Here is a 15,372-nt window from a genome sequence, read left to right as displayed (position 1 = left end):
GCGTCAGGCCGCCGGTTTTTTTGCCATGCTGATGATAAACAGCACGGCTGCGCAGAGCACCACCGAAGGACCGGCTGGCGTGTCGTACAACGCTGAAAAGCTTAAGCCGCCGGTCACCGCGAGAATACCGATGATTACCGCAAACCCCGCCATCTGCTCAGGCGAACGGGAAAAGCGGCGTGCGGTGGCCGCCGGGATGATCAGCAATGAGGTAATAATCAGCGCACCGACAAATTTCATCGCCACGCCAATGGTCAGCGCGGTGACCAGCATCAACATCAGACGTGTGCGTTGAATATTGACACCGTCGACCTGCGCCAGCTCCGGGCTGATAGTCATTGACAGCAAAGAACGCCACTGCCATGCCATCACCGCCAGCACAATCGCCACACCCCCGCCCATCATCCACAAATCCTGCGGTGTGACTGCCAGCAGGTCACCGAACAGATACGCCATTAAATCCACGCGTACCCCGGACATCAGACTGACCACCACCAGGCCCAACGATAACGCGCTGTGCGCCATAATGCCCAGCAGGGTATCAATTGCCAGATGAGGACGCCGCTCCAGCCACACCAGCCCCAATGCGAGGCAGACTGTGACCACGATCACCGCATAATAGGGGTTAACGTTAAACAGCAGGCCAAATGCCACACCAAGCAGTGACGCGTGCGCCAGGGTGTCACCAAAATAGGACATACGGCGCCAGACGACAAAAGCGCCGAGGGGACCGGCGGCCAGTGCCAGAAAGACACCACCCAGCCAGCCCGGTAATAACAGTTCAATCATGACGGGCCGTTTCCTTTGCGCAGAACGATGCGTCCCTGTAAATCGTGACGATGATTATGATGGTGGCGATAGATAGCCAGTTGCTGTGCACCGCGCGGACCAAACATGGCGATGAATTCCGGGTGTTGCGATACCGCCTCCGGGGTGCCGGAACAGCAGATATGATGATTCAGGCACAGCACTTCGTCGGTTTTTGCCATAACCAGATGCAGATCGTGCGACACCATTAGCACACCGCAGTTAAGCTCGCGGCGCAGTTGGTCAATCAGGTCATACAGCGCGACCTGACCATTCACATCCACCCCTTGTGTCGGTTCATCCAGTACCAGCAATTGCGGGTCACTGAGCAGCGCGCGGGCCAACAGGACTCGTTGGGTTTCACCACCGGATAATTTCTGCAACGGTGCGTGCAACAGATGGCCCGCCTGCACGCGCTTCAACGCTGGCAGGATGGCATCGGCGCGACTGCCACGCGATAAACGCATAAAGCGTTCGACGCTAATCGGCAGGGTAGGGTCGATATGCAGCTTTTGCGGCACATAACCAATACGTAAATTGGCGTCGCGGTTCACTTCGCCGCTATCGGGCGTCAGCAGACCCAGCACGACGCGCACCAGGGTCGATTTCCCGGCACCGTTAGGGCCAAGTAACGTTAAAATTCTTCCCGGCTCCAGTTTGAGGCTGATACCAGCAAGTACCGGACGCTGAGCGAATTTCACAGAGATGTTTTCAAGCGTAACAAGTGAAGGCATGATATTTACAGGTTGCACAGAATTTCGGATGTTATAATATCACATTAAATCACTTGGTCACGATGGAATGACGCATTATGTTACACATTAAAAAGCACCTTGCTTTTACCCTTCCTGCGGCAGCAATCGCTGCTTCTTTTGCTCTGCCAGCGTCGGCTGCGGTTGTTGCTTCGATTAAACCCATTGGATTCATTGCCGCTGCGATCGCCGATGGCGTCACGCCGGTTGAAGTCCTTTTGCCGGATGGTGCGTCTGAGCATGATTATGCACTACGCCCTTCAGATGTAAAACGTATAAAAAACGCGGACTTAGTGGTTTGGGTTGGCCCTGAAATGGAGGCGTTCCTGACTAAATCGGCCGCGGAACTTCCGGCAAATAAAAACCTCGAAATTGCTGATATTGCAGGGGTTAAACCACTTTTGATTCGTGGTATCGATGATGACGAGCACGAACATGATGCAGAGTTGAGTAAGGAATCAGTAAAGTCTGATCAACAAGACGTGTCTGATGAACATCACCATCACGGTGAGTTTAATATGCATTTGTGGATGTCCCCAGAGATAGCAAGGCAATCAGCGGTTGCAATCCATGGGAAATTATTGGAACTTATGCCGCAAAGCAAGGCCAAACTAGACGCAAACCTGCATCAGTTCGAGGCAGAATTAGCGGATACCGACAAACACATTGGCGCGCAGCTCGCGCCGGTGCGGAATAAGGGTTACTTCGTTTTTCACGACGCTTATAGCTACTTTGAGAAACAGTACGGTTTATCACCATTAGGGCATTTTACCGTCAATCCTGAGATCCAACCGGGCGCACAGCGTTTAAATCAGATACGAACACAGTTGGTTGAGCAGAAAGCCACATGCGTTTTCGCTGAACCACAATTCAGGCCAGCAGTCATCGATGCAGTGTCACGGGGAACCAATGTGCGTAAAGGCACCCTGGATCCGTTGGGCATGGGGATCAGCTTAACCAAAGACAGCTACGTGAAATTCCTCTCACAGTTGTCGAGCCAGTATGCAAGCTGCCTGAATGGAGCATAGAGGAATAGGTAAAAGTGCAGCAGATAGCCCGCTCTGTCGCCCTCGCATTTAATAATTTGCCGCGCCCCCACCGCGTTATGCTGGGGTCATTAACTGTTATCACTCTGGCCGTCGCAGTATGGCGGCCCTATGTCTATCATCCCAGTGACGATACGCCGGTTGTTAAAAGCATCACACTGGACAAGTTCGAATCCCCGCATCTGTTGCCGGAAGCCAGTGAGCCAATCGATCAGACCGCGCCTGAGCCGGAACCGGAAGAAGATATTCCTGCGGATGATATCGATAAAGACGTACCGGAAAATCCGAACGTCCATGATTACACCGTATCTTCCGGGGATACCCTGAGTAGCGCGTTGAATCAATACGGTATCGATCTGAGCGACATCAATGCCCTGGTCAGCAGCGACAAAGATCTGCGCGGTCTGCGCGTGGGACAGCAGCTGAGCTGGACACTGAATGCCGACGGTCAGTTGCAGACCTTCAGCTGGGAAATGGATCGCCGGGAAACCCGTAGTTATGAGCGCCAGCCGAATGGCAGCTATAAAATGCAGCAGGAGCTGCAAAAGGGTGAATGGCAGAACAGCGTGCTGAAAGGTGAAGTGCGTGGCAGTTTTGCCGCCAGCGCCCGCAGTGCCGGATTAACCAGTGCGGAAACCAGCAATGTGATCAAGGCGTTGCAGTGGCAGATGGATTTCCGCAAGCTGCGTGCTGGCGATCAGTTCAGCGTGCTGATGTCTCGTGAAATGCTGAACGGTAAAAGCGCACAAAGCCAATTGGTCGGTGTTCGTCTGCGAACTGGTGGCAAGGATTACTATGCGTTCCGCGCCGAAGACGGCAAATTCTATGATCGCAATGGTTCTGGTCTGGCGCGTGGTTTTATGCGTTTCCCAACGGTGAAACAGTTCCGCGTCTCATCCAACTTTAACCCGCGTCGTCTGAATCCGGTCACCGGTCGCATTGCGCCGCACCGTGGCGTCGACTTTGCATTGCCGATTGGCACGCCGGTCCTGGCGGTGGGCGACGGTGAAGTGGTGGTGGCAAAGAATGGCGGTGCCGCTGGTAATTACGTGGCGATTCGACATGGTCGTCAGTATATGACGCGCTACATGCATCTGAGCAAAGTGTTGGTGAAACCGGGCCAGAAAGTGAAACGCGGCGATCGTATCGCCCTCTCCGGTAATACCGGGCGTTCAACCGGCCCACACCTGCACTATGAAATTTGGATCAATAATCAGGCGGTGAATCCGCTGACAGCGAAGCTGCCACGTATGGAAGGTTTGACCGGTAAAGAACGCACCAGCTATCTGGCGGATGTGAAATCATACCTGCCACAGCTGGCGTTGAAATAACGCTTTATCGCGAGTAGTGAGTAAAAACCGACGGATTCTTCGTCGGTTTTTTGCTATCTGACGCACGAAGATTGCAAAATTAGTCATCGTCACTATTATTGACCGGTCATTGTCAGAGGCGAGTGCATGGAAACCCGTAAAAAAAATAACATTGAGTTTATACCCGTTTTTCAACGTTCTTTTTTAAAGCCGAAATACTGGGGCAATTGGCTGGCGATTGGGGCGCTTGCTGGCATGGCGATGTTGCCTGCTAAAGTTCGCGATCCGGTGCTGGGTGGTCTGGGCAAACTGGCCGGAAAGCTGGCGAAAAGCGCGCGTCGTCGTGCATTGATCAATCTTTATTACTGTCTGCCTGAATTAAGCGAAGCGGAACGCGAAACTATTGTCGACCAGATGTTTGCCACTGCGCCGCAGGCGATGGTCATGATGGCCGAATTAGGCATTCGCGACCCGGCGCGCGTGCGTCAGCGTGTTGACTGGTATGGTCGTGAAATTATCGATCAGTTACAGGCCAATAACGAAAACGTTATTTTCCTTGTGCCACACGGCTGGGGTGTTGATATTCCTGCCATGCTGCTGGCGTCTGAAGGTCAGATGATGGCGGCGATGTTCCATAATCAAAGCGATCCACTGATGGATTATGTGTGGAACACCGTGCGTCGCCGTTTCGGTGGCCGCATGCATGCGCGTAACGACGGTATCAAACCCTTTATCAGCTCGGTGCGCCAGGGCTATTGGGGCTATTATCTGCCGGACCAGGATCACGGTGCCGAGCACAGCGAGTTTGTCGATTTCTTTGCCACCTATAAAGCGACATTACCTGCCGTTGGGCGTCTGATGAAGGTGTGTCGTGCCCGTGTGGTGCCGTTGTTTCCGGTGTATAACAGCGAAACGCATCGTCTTGAGGTCTATGTTCGTCCGCCGATGGATGATCTGCTGGATGCCGATGATAAAACCCTGGCGCGGCGTATGAATGAGGAGGTGGAGATTTTTGTCCGTCCTCATCCCGAGCAGTACACCTGGATTCTGAAATTACTGAAGACGCGCAAAGAGGGGGATATTGAACCCTACGTGCGTAAAGATCTTTACCCACGCAAATAACGGAAAAACCTGTCGGGATGTGCTCCCGACAGGTTCATTGCATCAGAAGCGATATTGCAGACCAACAGTAACGGTATAGTTCTTGTTGGAGATACCCGCAGCATCACCGCCATAAGAGGCTGATTCGCCGGTAGGGGTGTAGATCACCTGAGTACCGCCTTTCCCTTCTTCATATTTGCTGTAAGTGAATTCAGCAAACACTTTCGCATTCGCAGTGACGTAGTAACCCGCATCTACTGACGCGCCGTAGTAACGTGAATTCGATGTTTTCTCACGGAAGGTCAAATCACGCAGATAGTGTTCGTCATTATCGTGTGCGCGAACCCAATCACTGAATTTGAACTGTGCGTTGAATTCAAAATCGTTGATACGGTACTGGCCCACTAACCCAATGTACGGCATAGAGAAGCGCTGGCTGTAGCCAATGCCTGCCTGACCGTTCGGGAAGTTGCCCTGGAATGCGCCGTTATCGTAATTGTAGGAACCACCGGTCGCGGTCCAGCTGAAACGCGTTTCCTGATAACCTGCGACAGCACCCACTTTGTAATCATCACCCTGCAAGAACCAACCTTTAACATTCAGGTCGTATTCGTTGGCGTAGTTCACGTCTGTGCTGGGGTGTGATGAGTGATCGGTCCAGCTTGACTGGTTAGCGTTCTGCCAGTCGTAGTCATCCATATGGCCAGAGCCGGAAGCCAGTGAGGTCCAGCCGCGCGCATTCAGGGTCAGAAAGGAGAAGGCATCCCAGGAGAAATCACCTTTCAGGATCGCCACGTTTTTAATTTTCCAGTCGAGCTGGCTAATTTTACGTGCGTTGCTGGTGTCATAAACCAGTTCTTTCGATTTCCCGCCCAGCATCCCGATAGAGGTTGCAACACTTACGCTATCCGCTGAAAAGTTTGGCATAAATTGCGCAGATTCAGCGTAAGCGCTCCCTGAAAGTGCGGCCATCATCATTACCGCAACAGTAGTTTTTTTCATTTTATATCCCGTGTTGAATTACGTTAATCCTTAAACAGCGGGCACAGCCTAATGCGCAGCAAAGTGTCAGGCAAGTGTAAATATTTAGATAAGAAAATGTCAGGTGAGACTTCAGCAAAATTAACTAATAAAATTAATTTTTGGGACGATAATAATCGATCGCCTGATGAGTAAACGAGCGTAATTAAATAATTATGTTTATAAGCAGAGGGTTAGAGGGTTTTTCGTGCCCGAAGCAGGAAGGGCCTTTTTTACCGGGCCTGGCGCGTTATTTTCCGATGCGAATTAATTGGAATAGGCCATTGTGCAGTAAATTTTATTTTTATGCACGTTCACGGGCTATTTGAGTTAATGATAAGGTTGGCGATAAAATGCACAAAAATAAAGTTCACTGCACTATCATGAAATCTTTTCATCAATTATCTTAAGCGAAATTTTTCGCTGAAAATATGATCAATTTCAGGCGTTGAATAATGTTTGCCAGATACTCAACGCCTGATTAATCACACCTCAACCAGCTGGCTACGGCGTTTACGTTCACGCAGGAACAGCGTGACCAGGCCAAACCACATCACTCCGCTGATAAAGTTAATCGCACTGAACCACGGTGTACCCCCGCTGAAATAACCACTTTTTGCCAGCTCGATACCTATCGCCAGGGTAAGAATGCTGATCATCCCGAGCATCGCGGCGATACTGCCTTTCCCTTCGTTGCTGGCATACAGCGTCAGACGGTACAAACCGGCGTTAACCATCCCGGCGCCAAAAGCGTACAAACTCAATCCTGCCGTCAGCAGCAGGTAGCTGTGGCTATTGAGCAGGTTCGCCAGCAGCGCAATGCTCAGGCCAAGCAAAATTGGCCATGCGGCAAATTTTACCGGTTGCTCAATCGGCACCCGACCGGCCAGCTTACCTAGCGTCAGGTTTCCGGCAATCATCGCGAGGAATACCGGTAATTGCAGCAAGGCATAATGCAGGCGAGATAACCCTTCATCATGCATCAGGATCACCGGGGATAAGGCTACCCAGGTCAGGATGGGGATAAAAACCAGACCGATGGCGAAAGAGCCATACATCACCTGGCGGTCACGCGCCAGACGACCATAGCCACGCGCCAGAGTCGGCAGGGCAATGGAATGGCTGCGATCACCGGCCGTCTCCGGCATGATGCGCCACAACACCACAAACGCCACGATGCTACAGGCGGCGAATAACCAGAACATGCTGCGCCAGTCGCCAACGCTGAGCCAGGCTGCCCCCGCCAGCGGTCCTGCTAACGGGGCGAGCAGAGCGACATTGGCCATTAACGCCATCATGCGCACGGCAAGCGCTTCGGCGAAAGCCTCCTGTACCGCCGCATAGCTGACCGCGCCGATAAAGCACAGGCTGATCCCCTGAATAAAACGCAGTGCCACGAATTGTTCGATGTTCTGCACCAGCGTGGTCAGCATACAGGCGGCGGCAAAGAACAGGATGCCGAACAGCAATACGGGCCGTCGACCATATTTGTCGGAGAGCGGGCCAAGCAGCCATTGCAACACCACGCCGCCCATCAGGTAAGCCGTCAGTGAGGTCGATACCCATTCCGGGCCGACCTGAAACTCTTGCGTCACCAACAACATACCGGGTTGAATCATGTCGTGGGCGATATAGGTGGCAAACTCGAACAACACCAACGCCAGCGGAAACAGCAGCACGCGCCCGGTGAGTTGAGTTATCGGTTGATAGCGGGCCATCTGGCCTCCTTGTCAGAGAAAATAAAACGCGACTGCCGAAGCAGTCGCGTTGTCCATAATGTTACAGCCGCTGTCAGAGGGCGTAATTAATCTACGCGCAGTACACGGCTGGTATTGGTGGTGCCTGTGGTCGCCATGACATCACCCTGGGTGACAATCACCAGGTCGCCTGAAACGAGGAAACCTTTGTCACGCAGCAGGTTAATGGCATCGTGCGCAGCGGCAACACCATCATTGTTGCTGTCAAAGTAAACCGGCGTTACACCACGGTAAAGCGCAGTCAAATTCAGAGTGCGTTCATGACGTGACATCGCGAAGATCGGCAGCCCGGAGGTGATACGGGAGGTCATCAGCGCGGTACGGCCAGATTCGGTCATGGTGATAATCGCGGTAACGCCTTGCAAATGGTTTGCGGCGTACATGGCCGACATGGCGATGGCTTCTTCAATGTTGTCGAACTGCACTTCAAGACGGTGCTTGGACACATTGACACTTGGGATTTTCTCTGCACCCAGACACACTTTTGCCATCGCAGACACAGTTTCCGCCGGGTACTGACCGGCAGCCGTTTCTGCTGACAGCATCACCGCGTCGGTGCCATCCAACACGGCGTTGGCCACGTCCATAACTTCTGCACGGGTTGGCATCGGGTTGGTAATCATCGATTCCATCATCTGTGTCGCGGTAATGATGGTACGGTTCAGCTGACGCGCACGACGAATCAGTGCCTTCTGGATACCGACCAGTTCCGGATCGCCAATTTCCACGCCAAGATCACCGCGCGCCACCATCACAACGTCAGAGGCGAGGATAATGTCATCCATCGCTTCCTGCGTGGCAACCGCTTCAGCACGTTCCACTTTTGCGACCAGTTTGGCATCGCAACCGGCATCACGCGCCAGACGGCGCGCATAGTTCATATCTTCGCCGCAACGCGGGAAAGAGACGGCCAGATAATCTACGCCGATTTTTGCTGCGGTGAGGATATCGGCCTTATCTTTCTCGGTCAGCGCTTCGGCTGACAGGCCACCACCCAGTTTGTTGATGCCTTTATTGTTGGAAAGCGGGCCGCCGACGGTCACTTCGGTGAACACTTTCATGCCCTGAACTTCCAGCACCTTCAACTGCACGCGACCATCGTCCAGCAGCAGAATGTCACCTGGCACCACATCCGCCGGCAGACCTTTATAGTCGATGCCGACTTTCTCTTTGTCGCCTTCACCTTTACCCAGGCTGGCATCCAGCAGGAAACGGTCGCCGACATTGAGGAACACTTTGCCTTCTTTGAAGGTCGAAACACGAATTTTAGGACCCTGTAAATCGCCGAGAATGGCGACATGGCGACCCAGTTTGGCCGCAATCTCACGCACTTTATTTGCGCGTAGCTGGTGATCTTCCGGGGTTCCGTGGGAGAAGTTTAGTCGAACAACGTTCGCACCTGCCGCAATGATTTTTTCGAGGTTGTTATCGCGATCGGTTGCCGGGCCGAGGGTTGTTACGATCTTGGTTCTTCTGAGACGTCTGGACATGAAGGACTCCGTTGACTAAGTATCGTGTCCCTGTCATCTGGACACGTTGTGGTCACTATTCTATATGATCGATGGGCTGTGATTCGACTCACATGTGAATGCGATGTTAATTATTTTGCTGTGCATTGATTTCCTGCTGCACATGCTTCTCCAGGCGCGAATCTCTCAGCGCCTCTTTCACTCGTTTCAGATTTTCGCGAAAAGAGGCGCCACGCTCAAGGGTAAAACCCGTTGCAAGGACATCGACCAGGGTCAATTGTGCCAGGCGGGAAACCATCGGCAGATAGATATCAGTATCTTCCGGGACATCGAGCGTCAGCGCTAGCGTGGCTTCTGCTGCGAGCGGTGAACCGGGAGAGGTGATAGCCAAAACGGTGGAAGCGTTTACACGCGCCAGGCGAGCCAGTTCTATCATATTTTTGGTTCGACCAGTATGTGATATGAGAACAAAAACGTCATTTGGTCCACTATTTATGCAACTCATGCGCTGGATCACAATATCCTCTGACCAGATGACCGGCAGATTAAAACGCAGAAACTTATTGGTGGCATCATGGGCCACGACGGCGGAGGCTCCCAGGCCAAAAAATGCAATCTTATTCGCCCGTGTCAGCGCCTTGACCGCCTGATGAATCACCGCCATATCCAGTTGCTGGCTTACGCGACTTAACCCGGCCAACGCCGAATCAAAAATTTTCTGACTGTAGCGCTCGACGCTGTCATTTTCTTCCACACCCCGGCTGACCCAGTTCGGGCCTTTCGCTAAACCTTGCGCCAGTTGCAGTTTAAAATCCGGAAACCCCCGCGTACCCATACGGTGGCAAAAGCGATTCACCGTTGGCTCGCTAACCTGTGCGGCACGCGCAAGCGTAGCGATACTGGAATGCATCGCCTCCTGAGGTGCAGCAAGGATTTGCTCTGCGACTTTTCGTTCCGATTTGCTCAGCGTCGGTAATTGCGCCTTAATCTGTTCCAGCATATTGATAACCCGATGACCACTCACCACTTTTGCCAATTTCATTCCTGGATGAAAGGGCGCTCTGTTCAGAACAATATACCGTGTAAACTGCGGTCGCACGCAGCAGCGGATAAATGTAAACGTGATTTTTTTGTCATACTTTGACGCGCACCAGGTTTTCCCCGACAAATCGCGAAACAGAAAAAAGCGCTGAAAGCGCACGCGACAACACACGTTAGTCGCAAATGGCGTGCAGAGTTATCTGATGCAACACCCCCGTTCGGGTTGTCCTGGAACCGGGAAAAAAGTACATTGTGCTGTAAGAAAATTACAATAAGGACCCGGTAAATGAGGACGCTCGACCGGGTATATCCTGCAACGAGGAGAGGAAAATGGCGGTAACACAAACAGCCCAGGCATGCGATCTGGTGATTTTCGGTGCCAAAGGCGATCTTGCGCGCCGGAAACTGTTGCCTTCACTGTATCAGCTGGAAAAAGCCGGTCAGATTCACGAAACCACACGGATCATTGGTGTGGGGCGCGCGGAGTGGGACAAAGACGCGTATACCAAAGTGGTACGTGAAGCGCTGGAAACCTTCATGAAAGAGAAGATCGACGAAGCGCTGTGGGACAAACTCAGCAGCCGTCTCGACTTCTGTAACCTCGACGTCAACGACACCTCGCATTTCTCTCGTCTGGGCAAAATGCTCGACCAGAAAAATCGCGTCACCATTAACTACTTCGCGATGCCGCCGAGCACCTTTGGTGCGATTTGTGAAGGCCTGGGTTCAGCCAAACTGAACGCCAAACCGGCACGCGTGGTGATGGAAAAGCCGCTGGGCACCTCACTGGAAACCTCTCAGGAGATTAACGACAGCGTCGGTAAATACTTCGAAGAGAGCCAGGTTTTCCGTATCGACCATTACCTTGGTAAAGAAACGGTATTGAACCTGCTGGCCCTGCGTTTTGCCAACTCGATCTTTGTGAATAACTGGGACAATCGTACTATCGACCACGTACAGATTACCGTGGCTGAAGAGGTTGGTATCGAAGGCCGTTGGGGGTATTTCGACAAAGCAGGCCAGATGCGTGACATGATCCAGAACCATCTGCTGCAAATCCTGACCATGATCGCGATGTCACCGCCGTCTGATCTGAGCGCCGATGCGATTCGTGATGAGAAGGTCAAAGTGCTGCGTTCGCTGCGTCGTATCGACCAGAGCAACGTGCGCGACAAAACCGTGCGTGGCCAGTACACCGCCGGTTTCGTCCAGGGTAAAAAAGTTCCTGGCTACCTGGAGGAAGAGGGCGCGAATAAGCAGAGCGCGACCGAAACCTTCGTGGCGATCCGTGTCGATATCGACAACTGGCGCTGGGCAGGCGTGCCGTTCTACCTGCGCACCGGTAAGCGACTGCCGACCAAGTGTTCTGAAGTGGTGGTCTACTTCAAGAACCCGGAAATGAACCTGTTCAAAGATTCCTACGCTGAATTGCCGCAGAACAAGCTGACGATTCGTCTGCAACCGGATGAAGGTGTGGATATCGAGATCCTGAACAAGGTGCCGGGTCTGGATCATAAACACAAATTGCAGACCACCAAACTGGACCTCAGCTACTCTGAAACCTTCAATCAGTCCCATCTGGCGGATGCTTATGAGCGCCTGCTGCTGGAAACCATGCGTGGCATTCAGGCGCTGTTTGTGCGTCGTGATGAAGTGGAAGCGGCATGGACCTGGGTTGACTCCATCATGGACGCATGGAGCGCCGATGCGGATGCACCGAAACCTTATCAGGCAGGTACCTGGGGACCGGTTGCCTCTGTGGCGATGATCACCCGCGACGGTCGTTCCTGGAACGAGTTCGAGTAACAGAATGGTAGCGGCGCGATTTTTCGCGCAATCTCGTGCGTGAAAAACGCGCACGATAATCGTGCCGCTACGCAATATGCCTTAACTCAACGTGATTTATAATCCTCCAGATGAATATTGAAGGCTTTCAGCTTGCGCCATAATGAGGTGCGGCTGATCTTCAGCGTCTGAGTAATCTTTATGGCTTTGCCCTGACACTGGACGGCGGCTTTAATTAACGCATCACGTTCCATATCGATGAGGCTATGCAATCCATTCGATGGCGGGACCGTAGCCAGATCGCGAATGCGTTCAATCAGCGCCAGGGGAATATCTTTCACGCGGATTACCGCGCCATCGCTGTAACTAAAAGCCCGCTCGAGCACATTGCGTAACTCGCGGTTATTTCCCGGCCAGCTGTAACGCGTCAACAGTTGCAGCGCATCCTCTGACAACGACAGATTGTTGTCGACTTCACGGCTCATGATCTTCAGATAACGTTTAATCAGCGCCGGAATATCTTCACTGCGTTCGCGCAAAGGGGGGATATGGATATCGAACGACTGCAATTCATACAACAAATGGCGGCGAAAACGGTTTTCATCCACGTACTGATTAATATCGACGCTGGTGGTGGTGATTAGCCGTACATCCAACGGTACCAGCAGTTGGTTGGCCTTACTCAGCAAGCCGGTTTTCAGCAGTTGCAGCAGGGCGGTCTGGACTTCGGTGGTCAGGTACTCCACATTCTCCAACAAAAGCGTGCCGCCTTTGGCCAGTTCAAACTTTGAGATCACATGTTTGTCGCCATTGACGATGCCGCCGAGAAACTCACTGGTCATGGTTTCGCGCGGGATTGCCTGGCAGTTGATGGTGATAAAGGGCTTATCCTGACGTTCGCTGGCATTATGAATGGCCTGAGCCAGATAGGACTTACCCAGCCCTTCCTCACCATGAAGCAGCACCGAACCTCGACCTTTCGCCGCCTGTTGCGCCAGGCGCACCACGCGGCGAATGGTATTTGAGGTGCCGACATAATCAAGGTCATCAAAGGTGAGCCGAGCACCAATACCGCTATGGCGATGGACCAACTCGCGGATGCGATCAATCGGGTGCATCAGGGCGATATAACGATCCGAGGTATTGTTCGGTCCCTTGACGATTTTCAGTGAAATCGCCAGAGAGATGAAGGTACCCGCAAATTCGATGGCGGTTTCAAATAGATCGACCTCACGATTGTGAGCGATCGCATTGAGAATGCTTTGCGGTAGCTTGATGATATCGTGAATATTTTTGCCGAGAATTTTTTCACTTTTGACCCCGAACAGGTCGCTACCGTGGATATTGAGATAGAGGATAGTGCCTTTATTATCCCATGCCAGTACCCCTTCCTCCACGCCATCCAGCAGGGCGTGAACTTCGCTGAGATGTTGATTGGACTCAGCCAGAATCAAATCGGTATTCAGTTTGGCGGTGATCTGTTGCTCAATAGAATGCACCAGCGCCAACCCCAGCGCCGGGGCGCTCTCCTGAGCGCTAAGTAAAATAATCCCCACCGCCCCCATCAGCGTACTGTCGCTGTCGAACACCGGTGCGGCGCAGATCTCAAACGGGTGCAGATGTCGGTTGAAATGTTCATAACCCTTGATGCTGAGGGTTTCATGCAACAACAATGCGCTGGAGATGGCGTTATTGCCCATCATGCCTTCGCGCCAATAAATGCTTTCGCGAATCCCGAGTGGTGCCAGCCTGATCGCCATCGACGGCGTAGCATAAAACTTCAACGTGCAACCGGTTTCGTCGGTCACGAAGATGGCGCAATCCGGTGCATCAAGATATTCGAAAATATCTTCGATGATGGGGGATGAGATATTCAGCATTTCGGATTGGTTGCGGCACAGCGACTCAAAGGTTATGCCTCGGGCATAAAGTTGTTGTGGCCAGTGATCGTGACGCAACAGGCGTCGGCAACGCAGCCAGGATTGTTTCAGCCAGGGTTTGATGTCCGGGCGGTCCAGACTGGTGAGGTTGTTATATAACTCCGGGTCCTTGGCGATGAATGCCCGCCATATTGCTTTCATATTGAGACGCATGCATTGCCTTCCTGCTGAAAATGGCCCAGCTATTAATTGAGTCTGTCAGGGTAAGAGCCGATCACTGGCGCGGAGCATAACGCTATATGTAGTGTATTTTGACACTTCCCGGTAAAGCAGCGTGCCAATTTGTGACAGCGATCTGGAAATAGTTTCCCGCATCAATGTTCACTATTATTTTAAACTAACCAATTGTATTTAATTTGTTTTTTATTTATTTAAACAGCTGGTGTGAAATATCTCACATCTTTGAATACAGTATGACCGGGTTCAAATAACCCTGTTTTCATCCGTCATTATGTTTCTTTTTGCAACCTTCCCGGAAAAAATAACGTTTCTGAATTAAACAAAAAAATATTTTTTACAGCCTTTTTCTCCCTTTCTATTCTCAGCATGTTCTTGCATAAGACGACCAGTTATATCAACTGTTAATAAAAGGAAAGGAAGATGAACATCTTTTTATCAGAAATGGTCGGCACCATGCTGTTGATTCTGCTTGGCGACGGTGTGGTGGCCAACGTGGTCTTAAAACAAACCAAGGGAGGAAGTAGCGGCTGGATTGTGATTACTGCAGGGTGGGGTTTTGCGGTGACGGTCGCTGTTTACGCCGTCGGCTGGATCAGCGGCGCGCATCTCAATCCGGCAGTGACATTGGCTGTCTGGCTTCAGGGCGGCATTCCATCGGGAATGGTGCTGGTTTACATGCTCGGCCAACTGGTGGGTGCGTTTCTTGGCGCTATCCTCGTCTGGCTGACGTATAAGCGCCATTATGATGTTTCCGATGATCCCGGCTTAATTCTCGCCACGTTCTGTACCGGTCCTGCTATCCGCGACTATAAATGGAACCTGGTCACTGAAATTATCGGTACTGCGATGCTGGTATTCGGCGTGTTGGCGATTTTCAACTCGCACAACGGTATTGCCGGTGGTTTTGGGCCTTATGCGGTCGGCGTGTTGGTGTGGAGTATCGGTTTGTCATTAGGCGGACCTACCGGCTATGCGATCAACCCGGCGCGTGACCTTGGCCCGCGTATCGCGCATGCGTTATTGCCGATCAAAAACAAAGGCGGTTCCGATTGGAGCTATGCCTGGGTGCCGATTGTCGGTCCATTAATTGGCGGTGCGGTCGGCTCTCTATTATACAAATTCTTATTACCTCTCTTAACTACCCCATAACAGTCGCCCCCAGGC

At 52.2% G+C, this 15,372-nt stretch carries 12 protein-coding genes; 5 read left to right on the top strand and 7 right to left on the bottom strand.

Annotation, left to right across the window (positions count from 1 at the left end; translation table 11 throughout):
* Window positions 1-3 precede the first annotated feature (3 nt).
* Window positions 4-789 (bottom strand): zinc ABC transporter permease subunit ZnuB, encoded by a 786-nt coding sequence (gene znuB / locus AC6I8N_RS11840; RefSeq protein WP_497829112.1) that lies wholly within the window; start codon window positions 787-789, stop codon window positions 4-6.
* Window positions 786-1,541: a zinc ABC transporter ATP-binding protein ZnuC gene (gene znuC, locus AC6I8N_RS11835; protein WP_497829111.1), complete on the bottom strand. Its 756-nt coding sequence runs from the start codon at window positions 1,539-1,541 to the stop codon at window positions 786-788. The genes znuB and znuC overlap by 4 nt, the downstream gene beginning before the upstream one ends.
* A 77-nt stretch (window positions 1,542-1,618) precedes the next feature.
* Between znuC and znuA the strand changes: the two genes are divergently transcribed.
* From znuA to lpxM, 3 genes are all read left to right on the top strand, one after another.
* Window positions 1,619-2,587, top strand: coding sequence for a zinc ABC transporter substrate-binding protein ZnuA (gene znuA, locus AC6I8N_RS11830; protein ID WP_497829110.1), 969 nt, complete (start codon window positions 1,619-1,621; stop codon window positions 2,585-2,587).
* A 14-nt stretch (window positions 2,588-2,601) separates the two neighbouring features.
* Window positions 2,602-3,936 (top strand): murein DD-endopeptidase MepM, encoded by a 1,335-nt coding sequence (mepM, locus tag AC6I8N_RS11825; RefSeq protein WP_497829109.1) that lies wholly within the window; start codon window positions 2,602-2,604, stop codon window positions 3,934-3,936.
* Between the two features lie 126 nt (window positions 3,937-4,062).
* On the top strand, window positions 4,063-5,037 hold the full coding sequence (lpxM, locus tag AC6I8N_RS11820) for a lauroyl-Kdo(2)-lipid IV(A) myristoyltransferase (RefSeq protein ID WP_021182963.1): 975 nt from the start codon (window positions 4,063-4,065) through the stop codon (window positions 5,035-5,037).
* A 42-nt stretch (window positions 5,038-5,079) separates the two neighbouring features.
* Here lpxM and AC6I8N_RS11815 read toward each other — a convergent pair whose 3' ends face one another.
* The 4 genes from AC6I8N_RS11815 to AC6I8N_RS11800 form a co-directional block, all read right to left on the bottom strand.
* A complete protein-coding gene (locus tag AC6I8N_RS11815) occupies window positions 5,080-6,018 on the bottom strand; it encodes an omptin family outer membrane protease (RefSeq protein ID WP_021182964.1) in 939 nt (312 codons plus the stop codon).
* A 503-nt stretch (window positions 6,019-6,521) separates the two neighbouring features.
* Window positions 6,522-7,754, bottom strand: a complete 1,233-nt coding sequence (locus AC6I8N_RS11810) for an MFS transporter (protein ID WP_497829108.1) — start codon at window positions 7,752-7,754, stop codon at window positions 6,522-6,524.
* Between the two features lie 86 nt (window positions 7,755-7,840).
* A complete protein-coding gene (gene pyk, locus AC6I8N_RS11805) occupies window positions 7,841-9,283 on the bottom strand; it encodes a pyruvate kinase (protein WP_021182967.1) in 1,443 nt (480 codons plus the stop codon).
* 106 nt (window positions 9,284-9,389) lie between these two features.
* Window positions 9,390-10,268, bottom strand: a complete 879-nt coding sequence (locus tag AC6I8N_RS11800) for a MurR/RpiR family transcriptional regulator (RefSeq protein ID WP_200864652.1) — start codon at window positions 10,266-10,268, stop codon at window positions 9,390-9,392.
* Window positions 10,269-10,633: 365 nt separating this feature from the next.
* Here AC6I8N_RS11800 and zwf point away from each other — a divergent pair, with 365 nt between their 5' ends.
* On the top strand, window positions 10,634-12,109 hold the full coding sequence (gene zwf, locus AC6I8N_RS11795) for a glucose-6-phosphate dehydrogenase (RefSeq protein ID WP_021182969.1): 1,476 nt from the start codon (window positions 10,634-10,636) through the stop codon (window positions 12,107-12,109).
* 86 nt (window positions 12,110-12,195) lie between these two features.
* Here zwf and dhaR read toward each other — a convergent pair whose 3' ends face one another.
* Window positions 12,196-14,181 carry a dihydroxyacetone kinase operon transcriptional regulator DhaR gene (gene dhaR / locus AC6I8N_RS11790; RefSeq protein WP_497829107.1) on the bottom strand — a complete coding sequence of 662 codons (1,986 nt, stop codon included), beginning with the start codon at window positions 14,179-14,181 and terminating at the stop codon, window positions 12,196-12,198.
* A gap of 447 nt (window positions 14,182-14,628) precedes the next feature.
* Here dhaR and AC6I8N_RS11785 point away from each other — a divergent pair, with 447 nt between their 5' ends.
* Window positions 14,629-15,357 (top strand): MIP/aquaporin family protein, encoded by a 729-nt coding sequence (locus AC6I8N_RS11785; RefSeq protein WP_208724164.1) that lies wholly within the window; start codon window positions 14,629-14,631, stop codon window positions 15,355-15,357.
* Window positions 15,358-15,372: the final 15 nt, after the last annotated feature.

Source organism: Pantoea sp. X-Soil-TKNS-1279 (genome assembly GCF_059730565.1).
The sequence above is the reverse complement of the archived record's forward strand: the minus strand, read 5'-3'. Positions and strand labels throughout refer to the sequence as shown.

Coding starts and splice junctions, on each gene's coding strand:
- lpxM (WP_021182963.1), top strand. CDS start 4,063: ATGGAAACCCGTAAAAAAAATAACATTGAGTTTATACCCGTTTTTCAA.
- zwf (WP_021182969.1), top strand. CDS start 10,634: ATGGCGGTAACACAAACAGCCCAGGCATGCGATCTGGTGATTTTCGGT.
- znuB (WP_497829112.1), bottom strand. CDS start 789: ATGATTGAACTGTTATTACCGGGCTGGCTGGGTGGTGTCTTTCTGGCA.
- znuC (WP_497829111.1), bottom strand. CDS start 1,541: ATGCCTTCACTTGTTACGCTTGAAAACATCTCTGTGAAATTCGCTCAG.
- dhaR (WP_497829107.1), bottom strand. CDS start 14,181: ATGCGTCTCAATATGAAAGCAATATGGCGGGCATTCATCGCCAAGGAC.
- pyk (WP_021182967.1), bottom strand. CDS start 9,283: ATGTCCAGACGTCTCAGAAGAACCAAGATCGTAACAACCCTCGGCCCG.
- znuA (WP_497829110.1), top strand. CDS start 1,619: ATGTTACACATTAAAAAGCACCTTGCTTTTACCCTTCCTGCGGCAGCA.
- AC6I8N_RS11815 (WP_021182964.1), bottom strand. CDS start 6,018: ATGAAAAAAACTACTGTTGCGGTAATGATGATGGCCGCACTTTCAGGG.
- AC6I8N_RS11810 (WP_497829108.1), bottom strand. CDS start 7,754: ATGGCCCGCTATCAACCGATAACTCAACTCACCGGGCGCGTGCTGCTG.
- AC6I8N_RS11785 (WP_208724164.1), top strand. CDS start 14,629: ATGAACATCTTTTTATCAGAAATGGTCGGCACCATGCTGTTGATTCTG.